This is a genomic window from Brevibacillus laterosporus DSM 25, from assembly GCF_002706795.1.
Classification (GTDB): Bacteria; Bacillota; Bacilli; order Brevibacillales; family Brevibacillaceae; genus Brevibacillus_B; species Brevibacillus_B laterosporus.
Genome location: NZ_CP017705.1, coordinates 4,416,488 through 4,442,530, shown reverse-complemented (window position 1 = coordinate 4,442,530; position 26,043 = coordinate 4,416,488). Strand labels below are relative to the sequence as shown.

Below are 26,043 nucleotides of genomic sequence, written 5' to 3'. Positions count from 1 at the left end.
AATCAGTCGAAATATCCCCCCTCTAATACCCTAGACGAGAATCCAGACATTCGTACACAAACTGTACCCCTGTCGTCACAAAGGTCAATATCATACTTCTGAGTCTCATTCCCGCTGATATAATCTTCACTATGACGTACATGAGCCCACATTTTGGGTGTATACGGTCGAATAATCTCCATCGTCTCCAAAGCAAAAGGTAACGATGGCTTTACAGACGTATTGAAGGTATTATTCAATTGCATCTGAAATACAAGCGATGCCTGCAAAGCAGCATCCATTAGACTAGGATGTAGGACATATTGTTCTTGAGTATCCTCTGAGTAAGAAGGTAAGACTAGCTCTGCCAGTACCTGATCCTTCCCTACATGCACACTTTGTATTCCCTGATGACTTTTCCCATAAGCAATCCCCACTTTATGAAAAGCTTGATAACATTCTCTACCTGTCAGGACACGTTGATTACATTCGGATAGTAAAGTGGGGACATCCAAGGGTAATGTTTTCTTTTCTTCCCAACGTAATGCTACGCCTTGACTATACACAATAGGGTTGTCGCTTCCTGGAATTTCCTCACTGTAAATCTCATAGTTGATCTCATCATGATTTCCTGAAAAAACTCGTACATGCACTTGTTTTGATTGCTCCTCTAGGAGGATGGGCTTCTTCCAAATTACGTTATGAAGCTGAAAACCCCCGTGATCACCCCCCCTATCTTCCAGCACTTGCTCCATAGCCTTACGCGCCATTTCCAGATGGGCAACACCTGGTAGAACTTTACAGCCATTCACTACATGATCTCTAAGAAATAACTCTTTGCCTGTAAAAGTGGAACTAAATCGAGTCGTCGATAAATATGATGTATTTTGCTGTAATAGCGGATGAATCACATTTTGTGTACCTGAAGTTATTTTCTTTGGCTTACTGGTGAGGGTGCGGGATTCTATCTCTGATAACCAATAATGTTCTCTTGCAAACGGGTAGGTTGGAAGTGAAATTCTTCGATTATCTGTCTCAGATCTGTACAGCTCCTGCCAATCGATATCTAGCCCCGAAACCCATAAATAAGCAAGTTGATGCAAATCATTATTATGAATAAAGTGATTGACCATCTCATTCTTTTCTTCATGTCCAATCGATAAACTAGAAATCGAGTTATTCTTATTCACATTTCCTTGATAATTGTTTTTCAGAGTCCCTTTATTATCGAGGTAATCGAGTAATGATTTTTCTAATTCTTCAATATGACTGATGACGGTAGCAAATCTCTCTTCCATCGCCTCTCTACCTACATGTAGGGTATAAGCCATATCTTTCAGATGAAAATCTGTCAGGTTTTGCTTTTTGATTGCTTGTAATAATTGCCTCACATGCTCCTCTAAGCGTTCCTCGTTCTTTGCCGACAACACGATCATGACAGGATTGCTACTACTGGTGTCCCTTTTTGTATCTACCTTATCAGTAGAGGGATATTCCTCAATCACAATATGAGCATTTGAACCACCTGAACCAAAACTGCTAACTCCCGCTCTGCGTAAGCCTCCTCTATGAGGTGGCATCCACTCTTGATTACTGTTTACGATATAAAATGGAGAATTTTCAATAGGTATGTGCGGGTTTAATACCTGAAAATGCAAGGATGCTGGTATCATACGATGACGTAAACTTACTAAAACCTTAGCCAAGCCTGCCAAGCCTGCGGCAGCTTCCAAGTGTCCGATATTTGTTTTAATAGAGCCTAACCCACAATACGATTCCCATTTATTGTCATCTTGTTGTGAAAGCTCTAAAAACGCATCTTTCAAGGCTGCAAACTCAATAGGGTCACCTAATGAAGTACCTGTACCATGGGCTTCCATATAACCTACTGACTCGGGTGCAATATCAGCTGAACGGAAGGCCTCCTTGATTAAAGTAGCTTGCTTCGCTGGATTCGGCACAGTTAAACCGTTTGCCTGCCCTCCATGATTAGTAGCTGTTCCTTTAATGACAGCCATGATAGAATCGCCATCGAGCTTTGCCTGTTTCACAGGTTTTAACAGTAATACAACTCCACCTTCTCCACGAACATATCCATTGGCATCTTTATCAAACGTTTTACATTTCCCATCTCTGGATAACATTCCGGCTTTATAGTAAGCAATGCTGTTAGCAGGATGACACATTAGATGAACTCCGCCTACTAAAGCCTGCTCACACTCTCCTGCTTGCAGAGATTTTACAGCTTGATGAACGGCAACCAAAGAACTTGAGCAAGCCGTATCTATTTGAATACTAGGACCATGAAGGTTATAAAAATATGAGATCCGATTAGGGAGAATCGCCATGGATGTACCTATTCCATACTTAGCTTGAACATCATCACTGTAACGATCCAAGAGCTTACTATAATCGGAGCCACTCGCACCAATAAATACACCTGTATTACTACCTGAAATGGCGGTAGCAGAATAATTAGCTCCTTCTATACACTCCCAGCTTAACTCCATGAGCAAGCGTTGCTGAGGGTCTAAAATCTCTGCCTCCGTAGGGGAAATTCTAAAAAACAATGGATCAAATTCAGCAATATTATCTAGGAATCCACCTTGATCTATCCCTTTATGTTCTGAATCAGGATGAATTGTATCGGGCCAATCCCATCTATGTTCAGGCATCGGTCTAATAGCATTGCAGTTGTTAATTAATAATTCCCATAATTCTTCGAGATTGCTCACCCCTCCTGGAAGACGACAGGAAGCACCGATAATTGCAATGTCATCCTTTTCTACATAAGGATTAGTCCTTGCAACTATTTCATTTTCTGAGACAGATTCTTCTGCTACAGACACTTGTTCTACTACATCCAAGCTCTCTATGAGATACGAAATAATTTTTCTAGCGGTATTGTATGTAAAAAAGAACGTTGTTTTAAGTTCGATTTGAAACCTTGTACCTAACTGATCGTTTAATTCTAGTAAATCACCTGAATCCAAGCCAAGCTCCATTAGTGGACGATCTACATAAGCTAGAACATCCTTCCTCTCTTTATCCAAAAGAGAACCTATACTATCTAACACAAAATCTGTAATAGCCTTAGAAAGATCACTGTTCCCCGTTTGAATCGAAATGCATTTTTTTTCAAGACATTCCTGGTTACGTACTTTATCAAGAGACTCACAATAGCCTCGATTTAAAATATCGTATTCAACAAGTACTCCATAGCCAAGATTTGCAACATCTAATGGACGATAATTCGGAATTAATTCTTTAATCTTTGCTCCATGCATTTCGTGAAATCGCAACGTTTTGTCGACTAATTTATTATTTTTATTACGAAGGGTGATATATTTGTCCTTATCTATCGTTGAATACCGCTGATAATCCTTACATTTTGTAATACCAATGACAGACCTGACCTCGCTTATCAAACTGCAACGCTGTAGCATAAATTCCAAAAGCTGATCTCCCAGCTTGCGATCCTGCATTTCAGGCAAGATATTGATAGCTAACAATTGAATAATAGTCCCTTCTGGATGGTGAAACTGTTCAACAGTATTGCTTTGAGATGTCTTTATATCCTTAATCTCTCTAATTTTTTGTGAATAAATAACACCTACTACTCTATTATCTACCTCAAGGACTAGTTGCCCTTCTGGATATTTCTTTATTCTGTGCAAAATTTTTTCAGCAGGAGCAGCGAGATCCTCTCCCCAACATTGCAACTCAAGTTGTCTTAACACCGAAATATCATGCTCGTGTGCCATTCTGATCTTGTAATCTCTCTGCTCAAAATAATTTAACGTGATTCGTGAAAACGGCATAGCTTTTGGATATTTACGAAAATATTGTTTATGAGGAAATAATCCTACCTCTGCGGCAGCTAAAATAAAAGTATCTGCTTCTACTAATAACTTTTGCGAGAATCTATGAATAGTATCAAAATGAAAGCTCTCACATTTATCAATATGCTGACTAATTGTCTTCGGCTCCAAACAGTGCGCTTCTAAAAGGATGAAACCATGCTTATTTACTAGATGTGACCAGAGTTGTAAGTGTTCAATCAGTTTCTTTTTCACTAATTTAGAAGAACATTCCCGTCCAGTTTCATCTACAAAGACCGTTTTGGTAGGGATGAAAGAATTACAATTCGTTTCATCAGTATCCTCTGGTACGATGAAAGGTCGATCATGATCAAGAAATGACCGAACATATAAAATATTTTCTGTATCAGGAATTCCGCCTTCTCTAATAGTAGTTATAAGCTCATTAGGATTCCCGATCGTTCCTTTTAGCAAAACATGTTTGATATCCTTTAGGGTTGTAGCGGTTTCTATAAGAGATTCTTCCTTGTTGTCAATTCCGATTAACGTCAAGGGATATTGATCAATTCTCTTACCTCGCAGTGACTTCATTTTAATAATCTCGTATATTTTTTTTAATAGCGCTCCATTGCCACATCCCATATTTGCTATATATTTCGGCTGCTCCTCAAGCGGTTCTCTATCAAAAATAGAAATTACTATTTGTTCCATATCTCTTACATATTCTTCCTGATGAAATCCGTATTTTAGCCCCTGTAGCATACGGTCCATATATGCTCCATACTCTTGACCGTCTCTAGTAAGAACAGCTTGGCAATCACCAAAAAGTAGCTCATCTATATTTTTTATTATTGGATGATAGGAATAAATAGCTGCCGTATTCAAAATTCCATCTAACATATACATGCCGGTTTCTGTTAAGGTGCCAATCTTTTTTGTTTGATCCAACCAATTTTTTTTTAGGAATAGCTGCGTAATTTCTTGCTTAGCGACACCAGATAGATTATGGAACAGTAATTCGTGTTGTTGAGAAGGATACTGCAAAATGAATTTTTGTTCATTTAATGAGAACAGCAAAGGAATCATTACCATCCCATCCAGAAACTGCGAATACATCACATTGTCAATATTCCATTGTTTAGCAGACAGCTCAATCCACTTTTGCAGACGATATTTTCTCTGGGATTTTTTAAAGTATTCCTTCATCGGAAAATCGAATAGCTCAACCACTTCTTCCGGTATTTTTTCTACCACATTCCATCCTGTCAGTAACGTATACCCATCCTCACTGTCTCGACATAAGATTTGTAGGGACTCTAACATATGAAGAGCACTGCGCAAGTGACCACTATTAGCATGTAGCTCATGTACAATTTGACTAAACGGAGTAGATTGATTTTGTTGTAAAAGATCAAATAAACCTCGTTTTTTGCACGATAAAAGCACTGGAATTGCCAAATACCCATGAGAATAATGATGTAAGATGGATAACATGAAATATACCTCGTTTCAGTAACGAATTTTCCTTTCCGACTATCTCATAACAAAACTTCGTAATTTTGCATCTAAAATTTTTATAGTTTCTTCCATTAGCTTTACACCGATTTCATCTACATGACGATTTTTCCAGCTTTCCAAGCTTGTTCCTCTTACCCAACGATTAAACGCCCCTAACGCAGGGCCACAATAAATTTGATAATCTACTTGTTGTTCTGGAATACCGTCTATTGCTAAATTTATAGAGTGTGCTAGGTACCATTTAAAAATCAAAGCCATTTTATACTTCTGATTTTTTTCTGCCTTATCTATTTCTACCTGTGAGGCATTCTGTTTACATTTCTCATAAACTTCCTCAAAACTGCGTTTAAAGTATTTTACCTGGATGAGTTTTTTATCTTTTTCATTGATCTCTTCCAGTGAATTATATTGAGAATACAATTCAAACAGCTTATTCGCCCTAGCAGGGAAGAACACACCTCTTTTTAACACTTGAACCTTAGCTCCTATTTCAAATCGATCTCCTGCTGGCGCATATGCGGTATCTTGAATTTGCACCTGTTGTAACAAGTCTTTAACTGCATCACTTGTGCCTGCTTCCACTGTACATTGATTAATAGAACCTGTTAGTATAAAATCTGCACCTAACATAAAAGCTGCCGCTGCTGCCTCAGGAGTCCCAATTCCTCCAGCTGCTCCAATCCTAACCTTCTTAGGGTATTTATATTTTCTCATCATCTCATCACGTAGCAGTATCATGGCTGGCAATAAAACATAAGATGCTACCCCATCTGTAGGTCCGCCTGAATCAGCTACTATACACAAGTCATCTGCCATAGGAATTGTACTAAGCATATGAGCTTGGTCTCTGGTAATTTTATTTTCTCTAACCATTTTCTCGACTAAGTACTCTGGTGCCGGACGTAAAAATTGTTCAGCCATTTCAGGTCTTGATACCTTGCCAATGATTCGATTCGTACTCGATACGGTTCCATCAGGTAGCTTTTTTACTCCATGCGCACGATATTTAATTAATGCCGATGTTATACTCATGTAAGCAGATACTTCTACTGCTTTAATCCCATATTGAATATATAAATCGACCAGTTGATCTTCTCTTTCTTGTTTATCGGGAGTATGTAGGAGGTTCATCCCATACGCTTGTCCGGCATGTAGTTCTCTTTGAATGTATTGAATCGATTTCTCGATTTGAGAAAGATGTAAGTCTCCAGTACCTAAAAAACCCATCATGCCAGCCTTGCCCAGCTTTACTACTAATTCTTTAGATGCGATGCCCTTATACATACCACCAGCAAGATAGGGATACTGCAATTGATAATCTTGCATAAATTGCTTGCATCCAACAGTTGTAATCACACTAGCTTCGGGTTGTTGAACGAAAGGTTTTTCTTCAATTTCTTCTACGCCCTCTCTTCTGTTTTCATCCCTATTGAATTGCTGAGACATAGGCTGAGATATAGTAGGAATTGCAAACTCATATGTTGCTTCAGTAGGCAAGTAGATTGGGGTTGCTTCTGCTGTTATTTTCCTCATCAGCCCAGTTAACACTTTCCCCGGTCCAATTTCCTTGACTTCTATTCCTTCAAATCCCATCAGCACTTGAACTGTCTCACACCAGCGAACTGACTCTGTTATTTGTCTAATCAAATTCATTTTCATATCGTTTTTTTGATATAATCTCGCATGGACGTTAGACAAAACAGGGATGGTACATTCAGAAAGAACGAAAGAATTGATATAGGTCTCAAACTGCTCTCTTGCCTCCAACATATGTCTCGAATGAAAGGCTCCACTTACACGTAACGGAATATAAGTGATACCTTCAATCGCCTCAAATACTAGCTTGGCCCGAGCTATATCCGATTGTAATCCTGAAATAACCAACTGCTTAGGGGAATTCAAATTAGCAATATCGATTCTGTCTAATTGATTTTGAAGTAAGATCTGCTTCATCTTATCCTCAACTATTCCTATAACTGCTGCCATCCCCCCTCCAACAGCTCGACTCATTAATTCTCCCCTTTTTTTCACCAGTTTTAATCCAGTCACAAAGTCAAAAGCTCCTGCTGCAAACAATGCATTATATTCACCTAAGCTGTGTCCAGCCAGAATATCTGGTTTTCTTCCCGATTCGTTAATGGTATCCAAATACATCAGCGCATTTACCGTATATAAGGCAGGCTGTGTGTACTCGGTCTGTTGTAATCTCCCTAATGGATCTTCTAGACACAATTCTTTCATGGAATATCCTAAAACCGAATCAGCTTGACTCGTGATATCAGGATACTGATCAAACAAGTCTCCTCCCATTCCTTTTTTTTGCGATCCTTGTCCAGGAAATACAAAAGCAAGCATACTTTTATTCTCCTTTTTCACTGTAGTTGGACTTTTTTGAGCATAATTGCGTAGGATATAATCCAAATTTTGTAGCTCTGTTTTATATGGAGTAAGAATCGGCAGAACGATTTGATTCTTTCTTAAAATAGACATTGATTTACACATAGTAAAAAGCGTTCCTGAAGGACCGACATCCAAATATATCCGATCGTTACCCTCCTCTTGTAAGAAGGTGATCCCCTCAGTAAATTGAATTGGCTTTCGAATAACCTTCCAAAAATAATCTGTATTCCATTCTCTAAGCGGTTTTCCGTACACACTTGATATATACGTTATTTTAGAATCAAGAAAAAGTTGCTTTTGTAAAAAAGCAACGTATTCATCTGATGCAGGATCAATGCTAGAAGAATGGAATCCTTGAGTAACAGGTAATTTACTACACATGATTCCTTTTTTCTTTGCATGCTGTTCAACCAAAGCCATATGTTCTTTTTTTCCTGATACAATAAAATGATTTTCGCTATGAATAGAGACCAACTCGCTATTTTCATATAGAACCGGATCAGACGAGAATAGGGACGGATGATGTAGCATAGCCAACATACCGCCTTCTTCACACCGACTCTCTACTAATTGGGCTTGTTTCACAACGGATTGGAGTGCAGTATCAACACTACATACACCTGCTGTTACAGCTGCTGCAAATTCCCCCAGACTAACACCAATAACAGCGTCTGGAACTATGCCATTTTCTAATAAAACCATTGTCATGGCGTATTCCACCATAAAAATAGAAACGTGAGTATAAAGCGTACGAGTAAAAGGCTCTGTCATTTTTTTATTGATCTCATACAACTCACTGCGTACAGATACTCCGATCAATTCGCGGACTTTTGCATCTAATTCATACATGTATGATCTAAAAATGTTATTTTGCTCAAATAAGGCCCTTCCCATCTGATAATACTGTGATCCCTGACCTGAATACATAAATACAATCGATGGATTCACCTGGAAACACCTCTGGGTAGAATGTAATCGTGATTCGTTTTATCTGCACAATGTATGCTGGCTTCTCCTATATTATATAAAGCCGTGTAGATTCCTGTTAGTGGATTTTACCGTAATTCTATATTCGCTTAGCCACATATTTACCTGTATAAAGTACTCCATTAGCTTAAGTAACAAGCCTTGACTAGAGTGCATTTTTCCTTGAAGGAGTGAGGAACTGCCATCTACAACATGCATCAATTTCTTTTTATCCAGTAAATCATGAATTGGTGCATTTGAATTAGACATCATCTCTTGAAAGATAGACTGAACACCTGCGAAATAGACTGGGTCTTGTGTAGATGGATAAGCACTCTTTCTACGAAGTCGTACTTCTTCTGGTACATAACCTTGGAAGGCTTGACGCAGTATACCTTTTTCGATATTCCCAATGGTCTTCATCTCAAATGGGATATTAAATGCATACTCCACTAATCGGTAATCGCAAAATGGAACACGTACCTCAAAGCCTGCATACATACTTGCGCGATCCTTACGCTCCAATAAACCGATTAAAAATCGAGTGATGAATAAATAAGACATTCTACGTTGACGCATCTGTGTCATCGTTTCATTTTCAAGCAAAGGTACTTCCCTTGTTGCTTCAGCATACCTCATTTCCGCATAATCGTTTGGTTGAATGCTTTCGATTACATCCTGCTGTAATATAGAAGCAAATTTATCCCATGTGTTAAGCAGCCATGGATATCTACTAGAATCCAAATACTCTTCTTGGTGAAACCATGGATATCCACTAAATATTTCGTCTGCTGATTCACCTGAAATAGCTACCGTAGCATCCTTCTTCATCTCTTTACACAATAAATGTAAGGATGTTTCCATATCGCCATACCCAGGTAAATCACGCATACGCATTGGAATAAGTAAATTTTCAAGCAGCTGTTCAGAGGTAAGTGTTATAACATGGTGCTTCGTTCCCACATGCTCAGACAGCATTTTTGCATACGGTGCATCTAAACTAGGACGAGCTCCATCTGCTACAAAATCTTGATCACTCCCTACAAAGTCGACGGAGTATGTAGACAACTGTTGACCTTTATCAAAAAATTGACGCCCTGCAATCGAAACTAAACCGCTTGAATCCAAACCACCCGAAAGCATGGATACAACCGGAACATCAGCAATTAATTGGCGTTTTACTGTATCTTCTAACAAGTGCGTAATATGTTCAGCCGTTTCTTCAGCCGTTTCAGTATGTAATCTACTCTGGAGCTGCCAATAGCGGGTCTCTCTTGTTCTTTCTTTTGTAAACAGTATCGAATGAGCTGGCTTTACTTCAAAAATATTTGTGAAAATCCCATTGCCCGGCGTACGTATTCCTCCAAGAGCAATTAGTTCGGATAATCCTTGAAAATCAACTTCCCGTTTCACATCTGGGTGAGCAAGAATTGCCTTTATTTCCGAGCCAAACAAAATCGAACTTCCTTGTTGATAATAAAATAAAGGCTTAACCCCTAAATGATCTCGTGCTAAAAACAAACTTTGCTTCATTCGGTCCCAAATCGCAAAGGCAAAAATACCATTCAGATGCTTAACACAGTCTTCTGACCATTCCATATAAGCGTGAAGTAATACTTCCGTGTCAGAATTTGTTTTAAATTGATGGCCTCGTTCTATTAATTCACGACGTAGTTCAAGATAATTATAAATTTCTCCATTATAAGTCATGGCATATAATCGATCAGACTCGTGATAGATAAAGGGTTGAACACCACCTTCAGGGTCAATAACAATTAAACGTCGGTGCGCCAAAGCTGCGTGCTCCGTAATCCAATATCCTTCAGCATCCGGTCCTCGATGACGAATAGAATCAGACATCTGCTGTAAAATAGGTTTTTGATTCAACAAGTTATGTTCCCAATCGATCCAGCCTGTTATCCCGCACATGTTCAAGGACTCCTCTTTATCTTTTTTTGGACTGAATATAAGCCACTACCTTATGAATTGTCCGTACTAATTCTGAGCTAAGCTCTTCATCTGCTATCTGAATATCAAATCGTTTTTCAATTTGTACCAACAACTCCATAATAACAATGGAGTCTAAATTATATTGTTTGATAATATCTAAATCGTCTGGAATACTATTAGGATCAATCTCTTGACCATAATGTGATTTTATAATTTCCGCCAGATCATTTTTAATAACTAGTCCGTAGTCTGCTGAATTTGTAGTTCCCATCTTGTTCTCCCCTTCTTTGCTTAAGCTATCTCACTTCTTTTCGACGCACCTTACCCGCCGCCGTTTTAGGTAAATCCTCTCTAAATTCGATTCTTCTTGGCACTTTGAAATCAGATAGTTTTTCACGACAATATTCTAGTAGCTCTACTTCCGTAATCTGATTTTTAGCTACTACATAGGCTACCGCCATTTCCCCACGGATAGGATCATGTTCGCCAACCACTACTGCATCTGCTATTGCTGGGTGCTGACTAAGCACTTCCTCAATTTCATACGGGTTAACTTTTTTACCATTCACATTTATCGTAATATTTAGACGACCAACTATATGTAGCTCACCCTCTTCACTTAGATAGGCCAAATCTCCGGTTCGCCACCACCCATCTTGCACTACATATCCACTTTCATCCGAATCTCCCTTGCGTAAGTACCCTTTAGCAAGTGACTCGCTTTTTATGAGTAGTTCATAAACTGTTTTTCCATCAAATTCAAATGGGTTTGTATCATCAAGCTTTACCTGTACCCCATCAATAAGAGTGCCTACGCTAGTAGACTCTCTAGAAGAGAAACGATTTTGTTGAATGGACACGACACCTGCTTCTGAGGACCCGTATATGTTTTGAATGAATAGATTCAATTTTTTCTTACAGGATAAAAGCAGCTCATCTGATAATGGTGAAGTTGCTGATAAAGCAATCCTAATTTGATCAAGTGGCTTATCAACATGTTCAACCAGCATTTTATAGTGGGCTGGAACAGCCATTAGTATGTTACAAGCTTGCTTGTATATTTTCTTTTCCAAACTAGACGGCAAAACATATGCCCCAGTGAAAGATACAGATGCTCCACATAAGAAAGGAACAAAACACCCACAAATTGTGCCATAAATATGATATGTGGGTGCTGCGCATAAGATACGATCTTCAGGGACAATCCCAAGGGTTTGACCTATCCGTTTCCCATCAGACATAAGGCTCTCCATTGGTTTAACCACTGCAGACGGTATCTTAGTTGAACCCGATGTTAAAAACACAAGATTGCTTTGATTTGTTGTTGGTTTTAGATATTCGTTCCAACACGTCGCATACTTTCCTATATTTCCTATCGAGAAGACATGCTCAAAGCAGGAAAGCTCGTACCATTCCTTGTATTCAAGCGAATCTATTGACTTACTATTTATTTCACGTAATACATACTGAGTCTTATACATCGTCATGATCTTTTGCATTTCCTCTTCTTTCAATAGAGGATCAACTAACATGACGGAAATATTTAGATGGCTTGCAGCTACTATCGCGGCCCAAATGACCTCACTTTTTTGAAGAACAATTGCTAAAGGCGTTTCTGCATGTAAGCCAAACTTTTGAAAAATTTGTATCAAATGATCCGCTTCACTTACTACAGCCTGATAAGGAATTTCTTCCGTTTCTTTAATAATGGCTGTTAACCGAGGGTTGTGTTCAATTAGTTGCTTCAAATGTTTATAAATCATGAGGATCACCTGCTTTCAAATCTAAATACTATTCACTCTAATGCAAATGAGTGTAACAGCCACAATTTTCATAAAACCTTGGTTCATACTTATTTTATCCTGATTGATAAAATGTTAATTTTTACTTCAATTTCTATTTGCAAACTAACGTTACCATAAAATTACATGCTAGTAAATATAAATAAATCCATATAATGGAACACCAATAATAGCACCAAAGGAAAGGTACTGACCAGCCTTACTCTTATTATTGTATGGCACTTTCACTTTCCATATAATGAAAAATCCGATGTGTCTGCCCCCGCTATCTACCTCTACAAACATCCCAATAAATCCATTCGTAAGTAATTCGTAAGTAATTCGTAAAACTTTGACAGGATAACAACATATTTTTCCGACATTCTTACTTTATAAGCTGAAAACGAAGTAGAAAAAAGCAGAATTACCTATACTCTCGACATTTTCTCATTTCGGACTTTCGGTCTTCTCTTCATATTGTAAAAAAAAGGGCCTGTTTTTTTATTTACTTTTTTAGAATATTAACATCAATTAACTAGAGCTACATAGGAAAGCAAGAGTAACCAGGAGCCACATTCTGGTTTACCTGTGTAATAATCAGATAAAATTGGGTACTTTCGGATCGCAAACTAAATCGTATCAAGTTTTCATTTTTTAACTTTTTTATCTCAAATAAATGTTATATGAAATAATAATATTAACAATGAACATCTGTAGAATTATGTCTGAAAGAAACCAGACGATGACTGTCGAAGGCTGTAAAACGTTTCTAATTACCGAATAAGCCATTTTCCTTTGATACGCTAGATATAGTAAGAGTAAGAAAAAGATGAGAGGAGAAAAAATTTGATGGAACCAAAACAGCTAAAAATTCGGACAGATATCCCTGAACCTGTAGAGGATGAAATTGAGCTACAAAAAGTAATTAATCAATTAAAAAATGAGTTGGTTCAACTAGTATCAGAAAAGGGTAGCTTTTTAGATCACTCGGTTATTCACCTAAGTCAAACTCTCGATACCTACATCCTGCAGATGCAAAAAAGAAAAATTCACTCAAACCCATTTTTCTCACCCAGCCTCCTTTGGCAATATGCTTAATAAGTAACAAAACTCTATTCTCTAAAAAATGAACGAGCTGCCCATGATAGATGGAGGAAAAAATGAACAAACACACGAAACACTGACGAAGTGCTCCTCATTTGGTCATCATCCCCAAATAAGCATTTCGTCTTTTATTTGTTAGAACAAAAAAATACAAAAAAAAAAGCAAGAGCCTACGCCCTTGCTTCGCACCATATTTTTCAGTTTTCATTCCGCTTCTCACAACGCTATTCATGATTCCTACGCTTACCTTACAGATGCTTATTATTTTCTATAGCCTGTTACATTATTTGCATCCATCCATTGTTTTTTCATCTGCATCAGATAAGCTAAATCTGGATCTTCCCAACCTTGTATAATTAGAAGAACCCTTTGAACGACAACTAGGTCATTATACGTTAAGTATGGGTAATCTTTGAGCCCCATCGTACCATCTGGCATATACGCATAATGTAAGTTAGAATCTGGCATGACCCAAGCATCCCTCGTCAGTTTAATCCCCCAGAGCATTTTCTCTGCAAGTTCTTTGAAGCGATCATCTTTAGTCTGGATATATAGCTCATACAAATAATTTATCTCTTGTAATTGATGGTTCAAGGAGGTATGAGTTATTTGATGTGGCTTTTCATGAGAATAATCACTTACCAATATGCCTACTTGACCATCTCGCTCAATCTGGAAATGATTTTGCTTACTATGCTGTAAGAAAAACTCTGCATACCGCATACTTGCTTGTAAAAAGCGTTCATCATGATAAGACTGGTACGCTTTTAGTAATAAAAATGCAATATCAGTATTAAATCGTGTGTCATAAAATCCGGCATCGATTTGGTAATCATCCCATAACCATGTTGATTTAGGAGCTGTCGGCCAGTACCCCTTAGCATTTTGATTTGGCAAAATTGTGTGGAGCATCATCCAGCCAAGATCCTGTGCTGCCCTACTTCCTTCCGTAATCACAAAAGAGGTAGCAAAATAGTTATCTGGATTACGCCAGAAATAATTGGGTCCTGTTGGAACATATGTAGTTGGTGTCCGGTCATAAAAACCATCCCAGCTCCAGCGTAGACGGTCTTCAAAATCAATACTTCGCCAGATTAGCTCCATATTTGGTGTATTCCAGTCAATTAATGGTTGAAAAGATTCCAATGCCCAAACTTCTCCATACATATGAGATTCAACAGGCATTTCAATACTCACGTTGTAGCCGCCATATGTCTTTTTCGCAATTATCTTAATTTGATTCATATTTTTAGGTACAACCTCGATGGAATTATGTGTCCTAGGTATATAAATGTGCGGTTTACTTAAAATGATTGAATACTGATCTGTCATAATATACCCGGTATGTACAGGTAAGTTTCCCTGTAAAGTTGTTTTCGTCCATTTGGGTACGGCCCCATTGCTTGCAAGATAGCGGAATTCTCCGCGCGTTCCGGGAATAAACAAGGAAATCTTTTGCTTGGTTTGCTTTGCGCCTGGTTTAGATTGTATTCGTTCGATCCAATAACGATCTTGGTTGGGGAACATTATTTGTTTTTTCTGTAAATTATACTGATTCGTACGCTGTTCTGTATAGGTTGCGTGTAAGCCTTGCTGTTGATCTACCCCTTTCACATGATGAGACGGGGCTAAACATGTAAGTAGAAGCATACCAGAAAGCGCCTGTATCCATTTTTTCTTTGTCAACAAACGTTCACCTCAATCTCCCCTCAATTTAGAGCAATGTTTCTTCTTTTCTGTGAGTACATATAAGCATTATCCATCCTACCTGAATCTAAGCTATACATCATGTAAATACTTGTCACCAATCACTTGCCTGTTCCCCTAATTACTAGACGTTACAAATCACACTTTGTTATTCTATTTTTGAAAAATCTAACTTTTGTCTTACTGATTTTTCATCTACCTATATGATAAACAGGACTTTTTTCCTATTATTATTTCTTAGAACAGAATAGTTATTGAAAGCTTTTTAATTGATTGAGTCATATCGTAACATTTACTTTGTGCACTTTACGGTTACAATATAACCAGTAGATGAATAAACAATCAAAAAACCTCCGAAGCACACTATATTATTGTAAGTAACTTCGATTTATGTTACAGTTATCCTACTTCATTTAATGATTGGAGAGATTTTCCTATGAATACGGCAACATTTGAAACACTTGTTGAGGTAATGAAAGCACGTCATAGTGTTCGCAAATACGAAACTGGTGTGGAAATTCCCCGTTCCGAGCTTAATGAAATTCTGGAACTAGCTGCATCCGCTCCTTCCTCTTGGAACCTGCAACATTGGCGTTTCCTAGTGGTTACAAATCAAGAGAAAAAAGAAAAGTTGCTCCCACTTGCTTATAATCAACAACAAGTAGTAGATGCTTCTGCGGTCATTATCGTTCTAGGTGATGTTAAAGCAGATCTAGCTGTTCGCGATATCTACGGAAAAGCTCTACAGGATGGTTTAATCAACCAACAAGTGTTTGATATCATGGTTAACCAAGTAGAAGGCGCTTATGCAAGCAACGCTGAGATTGGTATAAAGGAAGCTATTTTGAATGCCTCTCTTGCTTCCATGCAATTAATGCTTGCAGCAAAAGCAAAAGGCTATGATACATGCCCAATGGGTGGAATTGATCGTGATGGTATTGTGAAAGAATGCAACATTCCAGAGCGCTATTACCCGGTCATGATGCTTACACTGGGAAAAGCCAGCACTCCTGCCCATCCTACTGGTCGCTTGCCTCTTAGTGAAGTCGTTATTAATGAAAGCTTTTAAGTTATAGAACAAATCAAAGGCCTGGAAAGAGAAACTACTCTGACCAAGCCTTTTTTCTGGTGTAAAAATGAGCACGGGATGTACCTACATTTTTACAAAGTAAATGCTATAGTACGTAGAATATTGATTTTAATCTAACTTTTACTCATTTTAAGAAAGGGCTGTTGTCATAATCGACAACAGCCCTACGCTTGCCCTCGGGTAAGGAGGTCAAAAAAGCAGTTTCTATCCTTTGTATTCAACGAGGTAGTAGTTTTTCTTACCGCGGCGAATGACCAAGTATTGACCGCCCAGACGCTCGATATCAGCTAGTTTAGTTTCTAAATCAGTGAAGCGAACATCATTTACCGTAATGGCATTGTTGTTCAGATATTCGCGAGATTCACGTTTAGATTTAGCTGCGCCTACTTGGACAAGTACATCTACCATTGTTAGCTCTCCATCCTCTAGAGTAGTAGATGGCACATCGCTAAAGCTATCAGCAATTTCAGCTGGGGTTAGCTCTTTTAGTCCCCCGTTAAACAAAGAAACAGAGATTTCTTCCGCACGTTTCATTGCTGCTTCCCCATGAACCAAACTGGTTACTTCACGAGCCAAGGTACGTTGTGCTTCACGTTTTTCTGGTTCAGTAGCTACAGCATTTTCTAACGCATTCAACTCTTCCATGCTTAGGAACGTAAAGTATTTTAAGAACTTCACAACATCACGATCATCAGTATTCAACCAGAATTGATAGAATTTATATGGAGAGGTCTTGCTAGCATCTAACCATACTGCTCCACCTGCTGTTTTACCAAATTTGGTACCATCGCTCTTAAGAACCAATGGGAGCGTCAAACCAAATACTTTTTTAGCTTCCGTCTGATTTTCATCATTCTGGTTCGCACGTCGAATGAATTCTGTACCAGCTGTGATATTTCCCCACTGGTCACTACCACCCATTTGCAATTCACAATTATGAGTTTGGTTTAATTTCCAGAAATCGTACGCTTGCATAATCATATAGCTAAACTCAGTGAAAGAGATTCCGTTTTCCAAACGCGCACTTACAGAATCCTTTGCGAGCATATAATTAATCGAAAAATGTTTCCCAATATCACGTAGGAATTCAATTAGAGTCAGCTGCCCTAACCAATCATAGTTGTTAGCCATGATCGCTGGATTACCATCACGATCAAAATCTAAAAAACGTTCTAATTGGCTTTTTAGTTTGTCAGAATAGCCTTTTACAACCTCTTCTGTGTTCAATGAACGCTCTGTAGAACGACCGCTCGGATCACCAATCATACCTGTGCCCCCACCTACAAGGGCTATTGGTTGATGACCTGCCTGTTGAAAACGGCGTAAGGTGAGAATGGGAAGTAGGTGCCCAATATGTAAGCTATCAGCAGTTGGGTCAAAGCCCGTATACAGTGTGAGCTTACCTTGTTGAAGACGCTTTGTGAGCTCTTCTTTATCTGTTGATTGGTAGATCAGCCCTCTGCTTTCCAGCTCTTGAATAATATCCATTGCTACCTAATTCTCCTTTGCAATAAATTGTGTAATTTGTATATCATAGCATAAGTTCGCACATATTTTTATATTGTACCAAAAAAAATATTCTCTAGCGATAATGACTCCATATAATTGTGTTTGACTACAGGAATACAAGATACAAGCTTTTGTCCACTCATGCTTCCTATTTCTTAATTAAATAGCGATTAACAGGTCTGCCAACCCCACCATATTGCACATCACGTTCCACCATTTGAATACGTTCTAAATGCTCGAGGTAACGCCTTGCTGTGACACGTGCAAGGCCAACATGCTCCGCTACCTCCTCAGCTGACATGGACTGCTTTTGCTCAACCATGAATTGTTTAATTTGTTGCATTGTAAGCGTATTTAAGCCTTTTGGTAATTCTTGCTGCTGATGCTCCTGTCTAGTGGTTTGCCCAAATAGAAGTGAATCTAGTTCCGATTGCGACATTGTGGATTGTTCGCCTGTCTGTTTCGCATATTTACGAAAATTATCCAGCGCTTGCTTTATACGCTCAAATTTAAACGGTTTCATAATATAGTCAAATGCACCATGGCGAATCATGGTCTGGATGGTCTCCATGTCTTTAGCGGCAGTAATTACGATTATCTCTACTGGATTATCGCCACTTCGCAATTGTTTTATCGTCTCTATACCATTTTGGGAAGGCATGAAAATATCCATGATAGCCAAATCTGGCTGTAGCTCTTTAATCATGGAAAGTCCTTCTGATCCATTAGAAGCTACCCCTATAACCGTAAATCCCTCTACTTGCTGGATAAATAGGCGATGCAATTCCTGAACCATGGGATCGTCCTCGATAATAATGACTCGAAACATACTTACTTTTCTCCTTTCATAGGAAGCTGAATCAAAAAGGTAGTTCCATATCCCGGTGCAGAGTCAATTGAAATGTCGCCGCGCCCTTTTGTGACCAGTGTTTTTACCAAATATAGTCCTAATCCCTGATTGTGCTCAAATTTGGTAGTAAATCCTCGTTCAAACACACGGGCTTGGGTACTCTCATCCATTCCAAATCCATTGTCTTCTACCATTAAAGATAGGCTCTCCTCGTCTTGGTGTAAGCTGATAAATAAACTCTTGTCTTCCCTCTCAGACATGGCTAAAGCATCAAAAGCATTTTCTACTAGATTGCCGATGATCAGCACAAAATCATGGTGATCCATCCTATTTGGAAAAGCATAGAATCTACTTTTACGATCGATTTCCACCTGTATGCCCAACTCTTTACCACGCCCCACTTTACTAAGCAATAATCCTGAGAGATTATCATCGTAAATATTTTCAGTTAGGAAGCTACTAAGCTCCTCATGTTTTTCTGAAACATCAAAAACGTATTGCAAAGCTTTATCTGCTTGATTTAGCTGGAGCAATCCTGCAATGGTATGCATTTTATTTCGGTGCTCATGATTTTGTACCCGCAAGGCTTCTACAAACGCTTTTACCCCAGTTAGTTCTTCTGCAATTTTGGCAAACTCTGTTCGATCCTGAAAGATAGCCAGTGCACCTACCGTTTTGTTATTCACTTTAATCGGAACACGATTGGACCAAATGATGGCATGTTGCATTTGCAATTCCTGATTATAGATGGGTTGATCCAAGCGTAAAATTTCCGGTAGTCTGGAATCAGGGATTACATCATTAATTTTTTTACCAATGACATCACCCGTAACTTGAAAGATTCGTTTGGCGTGTTCATTAAAAATGGTAATGGTTAAAGCGTTATCAATTGCAATGACACCTTCATGCATAGCTTGAAAGGTTGCAGTGCGTTCAATTAGTAGCCGGGCAATCTCCTGGGGTTCCAGATTTAACAACTGCTTTTTCATATGACGAGCCAACTGCCATGAGCCCATTACGCCAAACAAGAGAGATAGAAACAATGTAATGGTGATACTCTCCTTTTGATTCGCAAGCATTTCATATAAGGTAGGTAGTATATGCCCTGTCATAACAACACCAATCTGACGGTGCTCCGCATTCATAATTGGTACGTAAGCACGTAAAGCCATCCCTAGTTCCCCTTTTACCTTATGGACAAAGGTATGTTCAGCAAAGGCTGGCCCCGCCTCTTTCCCGGTAAATACTGTGCCAATTCGCTCTTCCCTAACATCAGACAATCGAATTCGATTCATCGATAACACAACGATATAACTTACATCATTTACAATCTGAATACGTTTAGTCGTTGATTGAATCGATTTCCAACCATCTGGTTTTACTATATTTTCTCCAATCGCAGGTATTTCAGCTACGGTACGCGCAGTAACCAATAACCGTTGGCCTAACTCTGACTCTATCTCCATTGACATTTTTCCGATAATAATAATTCCCCCAATTAAGAGAGAAAATAGTACAATACCAAAGGAGAGAATCGTAATTTTCCAATGAAGTTGCAAGTTTTTGAGCAGAATCTTCACAATCCTTCCGCTATCATCTTTATTTTTCTATTTTGAAATAGATTGATAGATTCTTCAACTAGGAAAGCAAGGTGAATTTCTTGAAATCATTGATTGGCATTTTTTCATTTATCATGATCGGACTTTTAACAGCCCTGTTTATTGGCTTTGGTACGGAGTTAACCCCCGAGCCAAAACCTCTTGACGAGGAACAAAGCGGATTAAAACATCGAGTTGTCATAAAATTTAGTCATGTAGTTGCAGAAAATACACCAAAAGGCTTGGCCGCTGAGAAATTTGCCCAATTAGTCAAGAAGAAAACGAACGATCAAGTTGAGGTACAAGTATTTCCAAATGGAATTCTCTATTCAGACAAGGATGAGTTCCAAGCTTTAGCCAAGGGTGAGATTCAGATGATCGCTCCAGCATTTTCTAATCTCTCCAATGTGATACCACAATGGCTTGCTTTGGATTTACCGTTCGCTTACCCCGATCAGAATTCCATTCATCAAGTCTTTGACGGAGAGATTGGTCGTCTCCTTTTTCAAACACTAGAACCAAAAAACATGCGTGGTCTGGCCTTTTGGAGTAATGGCTTTAAACAAATCAGTAGTAATCAGCATCCCTTGCTGCGTCCTGCTGATTTTGCTGGACATACCTTTCGTATTCTACCTAGTAAAGCCCTTGAGAGCCAATTTAAACTTTTAGGGGCCAAAACCATAGCAATGCCCTTTACAGAGGTTTACCGCAGTATTGAATCGGGTTACGTAAATGGACAAGAAAATACGATTTCTAACATTTTTACTAAGCATCTGGATCAAGTTCAGCCTTATATTACAATCAGTAACCATGGATATTTGGGTTATGCAGTCATTGTAAATAAAGACTTTTGGGAGGGACTTGACCCACATACCCGAGAGCTGTTAACAGAAGCTTTAGCAGAAACAACAACGTGGAATCGACAGCGAGCGATTGAGATGAACAGACAACAATTAGCTTTATTGCGCCGAAAAAAGTCCGTTTTTATTCAAACCTTGACACCTGCACAAAAAGAAGCTTGGATTGCTACACTACAGCCCATTTACAAACAATTTGAGGCAACGATCGGTAAGGAGCTCATGCAAAAAATAGCGGATTTGAAGATACAAAAATAAGTTCTCATCGCTGGTATCCACATGGTAGAAAATACGCCATGTTATCTGTAATAGGTCCACCTAACCGATACCCAAAAGCAGAAGCCTGACCATTGATAAGAAAGCTCCCCACCATGAGATGTCCCTTAACGACTTTTTCAACGGTCTGAACATAAGTAGTCGGAAGTGGTACATATCGCTGATAAACAGACAAGTAATCGGTATATGACTTGTTGATGTCTTCATGGAGAATGGCATCACCCTTAATAATTTGCACGGTATCCCCCTCTCTTCCAAAGGCAGGCTTTCGAACATAAGCTGTCCCCTGTTGTTGGAAAAGATCGGGTTCTAAATAAGTAGGTAAAAAGTGCTCGGCAATCCAAGCATGTTCCTCACTTGAATAAAAAGGGTGCTGCTCCTCATGTAGACCCCAAATGACAGCCTGAATCGCTTTACTTTGCAACAAAAAAGCTGAGATTGGATTAAGCATAGCCAACCTGCGACGTGCTACTAATTCAAGTAGCATCTCTCCCACGGGATCTTTGGTATTCGGATCATAATCAGCTACCATTTGCTCAATGGGGTACGTTTGACGGTATAAAAGATCAATACGTTTACCACCCGCATCATATAACCCCTCTCCATCGACGATTTGTAGCTCATGAAGGGGTACGTAGCAGCTCGGTACCTGTGCCAATTCACGTAAATATTCGACTGTATACCGATCTTCCTGGTTATCTGCATGTGAGGTAAACACGATATGAGGCGAGTCTACATTGTTTGGCACTATACTTTGTAAACTAATAAAAATAGCAGCTTGAACAGCTTGTTGAAGTCTTTTTTCTTCCCCTTCATTGGGGTTTTTATAACCAAATTCCTTACATATCCGATCATTTACAAAGAATAACTCCTTCAAAAATGTGGGCGTATCACTGTTGATTTCGAGGACAACATATCGATCATCGACCTGTACGAGATCTAACCTTGCAATAACACTCTCCAAATTGGTTTGACGAATTCGCAAAAAACGTAAAGAGCTAGCGGGAAAACCTAAAGAAAGCAATAGATCATCATCAATCTGACGCAATAACCCTGCTGTTTTAAAAAATAGATGTCCTACTCGAGTGGTAGTTGTTCGAATGGTAGACGCCTCTTGTTCTGTCACCGGATGCACGTCGTATAAGCTATACTCTTGCCCATAGAGATCTGCCCAATAATGTGGGATCTTCTGATAAAATTGCTTTCTTTTCTCTTTATGATTCATGAAGGAGAGTCGCATCCTTTTCTATAGTAAAAGCGTATGTCATAATCAATCTATCAGATGAAAGGGTGATTTATATCCATACGTGTACGTGTTATATCAAACAAAAGGACGAGCAATTTACGGCCTTTGCCGAATACCATTCTACAGAAATTGGAGAGGATGGTATTTTAGCTCGTCACTTATGCCACTATCTAATTAAAGATGGGAAACAATATCAGCTTCTGTCCAATGAAATGGAGGAAAACAGAGAAATCCTCATTTATGAATATCAAGGAAGTGCAGAATGTTTTCACGACGAGCTGTTTAACAGTAATAAAGGGGTTCTTATTGAGTTTCGGAGATTGCTAGCCGCTGGCGATACAGAGCTTCTAAGCCACTTGATTGTCCCCCATCATATGGATGTGGTGCGTTATTTATTGAAGGATTATATCCATATAGCCGAGATAGGACATTTCGAGGTGGATTCTACAGAAATTGATGAAGATCGTGGTGTCTACGTTATTTATGTGGTGTAACATTTAGAATCGTTTTGACGCTTTCCCAACTTAGTTTTTATTCTGGGCAATTCATCACCCGGGAAAGCGCAAAAGCTGATTCGCTTCGACATCATTTTTCAGCCTAATAGGTCAAGCATTGCCCAATTATCCAGCCAATTGATATCGACACCATCATTAAAAGTATTCCTACGGCGGTATTATTCTTTTCAATCGCTTCCCGAATGCTAAATCGAATTGTAATGAGTTCAGCTAGAAAAAAGAAAATAATTTGGGCTACAATTCCAACTCCGCTCCAAATCACCATATCGACCAAAGATACCGAGTTGGCCACAGCAGAACCAAGCACAAAAGCAAGACCAAGCATTTTTCCACCAAGGGTCATTGCTGCTGCCTGATTATTATTCGCAATTAATTGAAACTCTTTTACCTTTGTTGTGCTGACAACAAATAAAACCAACCCAAGCAACATCATGGCAAAAGCAGTACCAGCATAAAGCAAAAAATTTATGACCAAAGACATGTTACATCACTCCTGTATGTTATATCTTTATGATTGTTCTACAACGACTATCTCTACAATTAGCTTCAGCCACCCGAAGAATGAGAACCGCTACCAAATCCGCTTCGAGAAGAGCTTTTAAAGCTGGAGCTATTTTTGTAGCTTTTATATGATTTACTATCGTAGAGCTGGTTTTTATTACTGTAATACGCTCCTGCATGATAGTAGCTACCATGATAGGACGAGCTCCTATCTGAACATTTGTATACATCGTCATCCCCGTCATAATCCCATGCGCCACAGTTCCGATCCTCTGGTACCGGTGGTTGAGACTCGGAGGAGGAACATCCTGCTACACCCATCGACATGAGAGCAATGGCTGCCACTTTGGAAACCACTTTTTTTGTTTGATTCATGGTGATCCTCCTAATTCTTCCTTTTACTGCTTTTCTGGTGTTTTACTATTACACTCCCTGATGAAAATCTACCGCTAAAAACTCGTTGCGTACTACTAGCTGAGCTTTTGTCTCCAAATCCGTTACTTCCTAAGAAGGAAGATGAATTGCTTCGAAATCTCGAACTGTTTTTATCCTTATGAAAATTGATTATTGCAATAAAGCTGACGCATAGAACATGCCTCCATACATCAGTTGATTATAATCGGAGGAGGAGTTGTCTGTACAGCCATAAACCCCCTGTATATCCACAAATTACAAATATTCGTATTTTGTATCTTCTGAAATGCTCAAATCTCCATTTTCACCCTCAAACGCGTCTCTTGAACGGCAAAACACTATTTCGGCCTCAGCTTCTGAGTTTGATTCATAACATTTCCCCCTCACGTTAATTCCATAAACTACCTTAAAAATCATAACAAAAAGCACCTTTCCAAATCAAACGATGCAACCTCATGGTCTGCTATCTTCAAAGTAGTCAAAAAATCATACGCCAACTAGCTCTCTTCCTTGATAACTCTAGATTAGTCATGATTGTTCAAGACCAAAAAAACCAAAAAGAACAATAAGACCATATTCTTTTATAACTTTCTAAAAACTCTTACAATAATCTCAGATAAGTAAAACGCTTACAAACAAAGGAAGTGAACTATCCATGAAAATATTGAAAAATTTAACGTTTCAGGTTATCACAGGGGTTATTTTAGGAATTATTGTTGGTTTTATCTTCCCCGAATTTGGAGCTAAGCTAAAGGTACTAGCAGATGTCTTTATTAAAATGATCAAAATGGTGATCCCACCAATTGTATTCTTCACAATCGTTCATGGTATCGCTGGTATGGGTGACATGAAAAAGGTAGGTAAAATAGGCGGAAAGGCCTTGCTCTACTTTGAAATTGTAACAACATTAGCATTAACAATCGGAATTTGTGTCGTTAACGTAATAAAACCAGGTGTAGGTATTGATACATCGAAAGCAGCTAGTACAGATATTTCCAAGTACACTTCATCCGCATCGGAAAGTAGTGGTTTCCTGGACTTCCTCGTTAATATCGTGCCTGACAATGTAGTAGGTGCAATGGCAAAAGGTGAATTACTTCCTATTTTGTTCTTTGCTGTCCTGTTTGGTATTTCACTAACGGCAATGGGGTCGCAGGCGAAGCCCGTTCTACAATTATTTGAGAAGCTGGCCCAAGGATTCTTCGGAGTTGTTAACATGATCATGCGCCTCTCCCCAATCGCAGCTTTTGGAGCGATGGCCTACACTATCGGTAATTTTGGAATCAAATCATTGATTAACTTAGGTCTTCTGATGAGCTCTGTTTACCTAACTATGTTTTGTTTTATCATTGTAGTATTAGGTCTTATCGCAAGGGCTTATAAGTTTAACATCTTCTCTTTTATCCGTTACATTAAGGAAGAAATTTTATTGGTTGTTGGTACTTCGTCTTCTGAATCTGCCCTACCTGGCATGATGCGTAAGCTTGAAGCTTATGGCTGCTCCAAGTCAGTAGTAGGCTTGGTTGTCCCAACTGGTTATTCCTTTAACCTGGATGGAACCTCCATATACTTGTCAATGGGTGCCATCTTCATTGCTCAAGCTTATGGTATTGATTTAACAATTTGGCAAGAAATTACCTTATTAGCTGTGCTCATGCTCACTTCAAAAGGTGCCGCTGGAGTTACCGGTTCAGGTTTGATTACACTTGCTGCCACATTGGCTGCTTTCCCGATGATCCCAGTTGAAGGAATCGCATTATTGATCGGTGTAGACCGCTTCATGTCTGAAGCCCGTGCTGTCACAAATCTAATTGGTAACGGTGTTGCTACTGTAGTAGTTTCCAAATCGGAAAAAGAATTCCATCCAATGGTGACTACAAATTCAGAATCTACTATCGCCTCGTAATACGATTGTTCAAACGTAGAGAATATATCCTATGATCACTTTCAAATCAAAAAGC

Annotated in this window: 18 protein-coding genes; 5 read left to right on the top strand and 13 right to left on the bottom strand. The window is 38.9% G+C overall.

The window, feature by feature from the left end; translation table 11 throughout:
* Positions 1 to 2 precede the first annotated feature (2 nt).
* From BrL25_RS21220 to BrL25_RS21200, 5 genes are all read right to left on the bottom strand, one after another.
* On the bottom strand, positions 3 to 5,294 hold the full coding sequence (locus tag BrL25_RS21220; protein WP_018673984.1) for a type I polyketide synthase: 5,292 nt from the start codon (positions 5,292 to 5,294) through the stop codon (positions 3 to 5).
* A 39-nt stretch (positions 5,295 to 5,333) separates the two neighbouring features.
* Positions 5,334 to 8,666, bottom strand: coding sequence for an ACP S-malonyltransferase (gene fabD, locus BrL25_RS21215; protein ID WP_018673985.1), 3,333 nt, complete (start codon positions 8,664 to 8,666; stop codon positions 5,334 to 5,336).
* A gap of 72 nt (positions 8,667 to 8,738) precedes the next feature.
* A complete protein-coding gene (gene asnB, locus BrL25_RS21210; protein WP_018673986.1) occupies positions 8,739 to 10,613 on the bottom strand; it encodes an asparagine synthase (glutamine-hydrolyzing) in 1,875 nt (624 codons plus the stop codon).
* Positions 10,614 to 10,629: 16 nt separating this feature from the next.
* Positions 10,630 to 10,905 (bottom strand): acyl carrier protein, encoded by a 276-nt coding sequence (locus tag BrL25_RS21205; protein ID WP_018673987.1) that lies wholly within the window; start codon positions 10,903 to 10,905, stop codon positions 10,630 to 10,632.
* A gap of 25 nt (positions 10,906 to 10,930) precedes the next feature.
* Positions 10,931 to 12,397, bottom strand: coding sequence for a class I adenylate-forming enzyme family protein (locus BrL25_RS21200; RefSeq protein WP_018673988.1), 1,467 nt, complete (start codon positions 12,395 to 12,397; stop codon positions 10,931 to 10,933).
* A gap of 867 nt (positions 12,398 to 13,264) precedes the next feature.
* Between BrL25_RS21200 and BrL25_RS21195 the strand changes: the two genes are divergently transcribed.
* On the top strand, positions 13,265 to 13,513 hold the full coding sequence (locus tag BrL25_RS21195) for an aspartyl-phosphate phosphatase Spo0E family protein (protein ID WP_018673989.1): 249 nt from the start codon (positions 13,265 to 13,267) through the stop codon (positions 13,511 to 13,513).
* A gap of 267 nt (positions 13,514 to 13,780) precedes the next feature.
* On the opposite strand, the gene BrL25_RS21190 is transcribed toward BrL25_RS21195, so the two are convergent.
* Complete coding sequence (locus BrL25_RS21190; protein ID WP_018673990.1) at positions 13,781 to 15,205, bottom strand: D-glucuronyl C5-epimerase family protein; 1,425 nt, start codon at positions 15,203 to 15,205, stop codon at positions 13,781 to 13,783.
* Between the two features lie 457 nt (positions 15,206 to 15,662).
* Between BrL25_RS21190 and BrL25_RS21185 the strand changes: the two genes are divergently transcribed.
* Entirely contained in the window at positions 15,663 to 16,295 is a 633-nt protein-coding gene (locus tag BrL25_RS21185) for a nitroreductase family protein (protein ID WP_018673991.1), read from the top strand.
* Between the two features lie 225 nt (positions 16,296 to 16,520).
* Here the strand turns inward: BrL25_RS21185 and tyrS are convergent, their stop codons facing one another.
* From tyrS to BrL25_RS21170, 3 genes are all read right to left on the bottom strand, one after another.
* Entirely contained in the window at positions 16,521 to 17,804 is a 1,284-nt protein-coding gene (gene tyrS / locus BrL25_RS21180; RefSeq protein ID WP_018673992.1) for a tyrosine--tRNA ligase, read from the bottom strand.
* Between the two features lie 169 nt (positions 17,805 to 17,973).
* On the bottom strand, positions 17,974 to 18,654 hold the full coding sequence (locus tag BrL25_RS21175; protein WP_018673993.1) for a response regulator: 681 nt from the start codon (positions 18,652 to 18,654) through the stop codon (positions 17,974 to 17,976).
* Between the two features lie 2 nt (positions 18,655 to 18,656).
* Positions 18,657 to 20,255, bottom strand: coding sequence for an ATP-binding protein (locus BrL25_RS21170; protein WP_018673994.1), 1,599 nt, complete (start codon positions 20,253 to 20,255; stop codon positions 18,657 to 18,659).
* Between the two features lie 80 nt (positions 20,256 to 20,335).
* Between BrL25_RS21170 and BrL25_RS21165 the strand changes: the two genes are divergently transcribed.
* Positions 20,336 to 21,388 (top strand): DctP family TRAP transporter solute-binding subunit, encoded by a 1,053-nt coding sequence (locus BrL25_RS21165; protein WP_018673995.1) that lies wholly within the window; start codon positions 20,336 to 20,338, stop codon positions 21,386 to 21,388.
* A gap of 4 nt (positions 21,389 to 21,392) precedes the next feature.
* On the opposite strand, the gene BrL25_RS21160 is transcribed toward BrL25_RS21165, so the two are convergent.
* Positions 21,393 to 22,631, bottom strand: coding sequence for a glutathionylspermidine synthase family protein (locus tag BrL25_RS21160; RefSeq protein WP_018673996.1), 1,239 nt, complete (start codon positions 22,629 to 22,631; stop codon positions 21,393 to 21,395).
* Positions 22,632 to 22,696: 65 nt separating this feature from the next.
* On the opposite strand from BrL25_RS21160, the gene BrL25_RS21155 reads away from it, so the two are divergent.
* A complete protein-coding gene (locus BrL25_RS21155; RefSeq protein ID WP_018673997.1) occupies positions 22,697 to 23,146 on the top strand; it encodes a hypothetical protein in 450 nt (149 codons plus the stop codon).
* A gap of 103 nt (positions 23,147 to 23,249) precedes the next feature.
* Here the strand turns inward: BrL25_RS21155 and BrL25_RS21150 are convergent, their stop codons facing one another.
* From BrL25_RS21150 to BrL25_RS24955, 3 genes are all read right to left on the bottom strand, one after another.
* Entirely contained in the window at positions 23,250 to 23,648 is a 399-nt protein-coding gene (locus tag BrL25_RS21150; protein WP_018673998.1) for a DUF350 domain-containing protein, read from the bottom strand.
* Positions 23,649 to 23,713: 65 nt separating this feature from the next.
* Positions 23,714 to 24,043, bottom strand: a complete 330-nt coding sequence (locus BrL25_RS21145; RefSeq protein WP_018673999.1) for a hypothetical protein — start codon at positions 24,041 to 24,043, stop codon at positions 23,714 to 23,716.
* 294 nt (positions 24,044 to 24,337) lie between these two features.
* Positions 24,338 to 24,499: a hypothetical protein gene (locus BrL25_RS24955; protein ID WP_018674000.1), complete on the bottom strand. Its 162-nt coding sequence runs from the start codon at positions 24,497 to 24,499 to the stop codon at positions 24,338 to 24,340.
* 238 nt (positions 24,500 to 24,737) lie between these two features.
* Between BrL25_RS24955 and BrL25_RS21140 the strand changes: the two genes are divergently transcribed.
* Positions 24,738 to 25,988, top strand: a complete 1,251-nt coding sequence (locus tag BrL25_RS21140) for a dicarboxylate/amino acid:cation symporter (protein WP_018674001.1) — start codon at positions 24,738 to 24,740, stop codon at positions 25,986 to 25,988.
* Positions 25,989 to 26,043: the final 55 nt, after the last annotated feature.

What these genes read in the sequence shown, in the direction of transcription:
- BrL25_RS21220 (WP_018673984.1), bottom strand. Translation starts at nt 5,294, where the DNA reads ATGTTATCCATCTTACATCATTATTCTCATGGGTATTTGGCAATTCCA.
- asnB (WP_018673986.1), bottom strand. Translation starts at nt 10,613, where the DNA reads ATGTGCGGGATAACAGGCTGGATCGATTGGGAACATAACTTGTTGAAT.
- BrL25_RS21205 (WP_018673987.1), bottom strand. Translation starts at nt 10,905, where the DNA reads ATGGGAACTACAAATTCAGCAGACTACGGACTAGTTATTAAAAATGAT.
- BrL25_RS21200 (WP_018673988.1), bottom strand. Translation starts at nt 12,397, where the DNA reads ATGATTTATAAACATTTGAAGCAACTAATTGAACACAACCCTCGGTTA.
- BrL25_RS21195 (WP_018673989.1), top strand. Translation starts at nt 13,265, where the DNA reads ATGGAACCAAAACAGCTAAAAATTCGGACAGATATCCCTGAACCTGTA.
- BrL25_RS21185 (WP_018673991.1), top strand. Translation starts at nt 15,663, where the DNA reads ATGAATACGGCAACATTTGAAACACTTGTTGAGGTAATGAAAGCACGT.
- tyrS (WP_018673992.1), bottom strand. Translation starts at nt 17,804, where the DNA reads ATGGATATTATTCAAGAGCTGGAAAGCAGAGGGCTGATCTACCAATCA.
- BrL25_RS21175 (WP_018673993.1), bottom strand. Translation starts at nt 18,654, where the DNA reads ATGTTTCGAGTCATTATTATCGAGGACGATCCCATGGTTCAGGAATTG.
- BrL25_RS21160 (WP_018673996.1), bottom strand. Translation starts at nt 22,631, where the DNA reads ATGAATCATAAAGAGAAAAGAAAGCAATTTTATCAGAAGATCCCACAT.
- BrL25_RS21150 (WP_018673998.1), bottom strand. Translation starts at nt 23,648, where the DNA reads ATGTCTTTGGTCATAAATTTTTTGCTTTATGCTGGTACTGCTTTTGCC.
- BrL25_RS21145 (WP_018673999.1), bottom strand. Translation starts at nt 24,043, where the DNA reads ATGAATCAAACAAAAAAAGTGGTTTCCAAAGTGGCAGCCATTGCTCTC.
- BrL25_RS24955 (WP_018674000.1), bottom strand. Translation starts at nt 24,499, where the DNA reads ATGATTTTTAAGGTAGTTTATGGAATTAACGTGAGGGGGAAATGTTAT.
- BrL25_RS21140 (WP_018674001.1), top strand. Translation starts at nt 24,738, where the DNA reads ATGAAAATATTGAAAAATTTAACGTTTCAGGTTATCACAGGGGTTATT.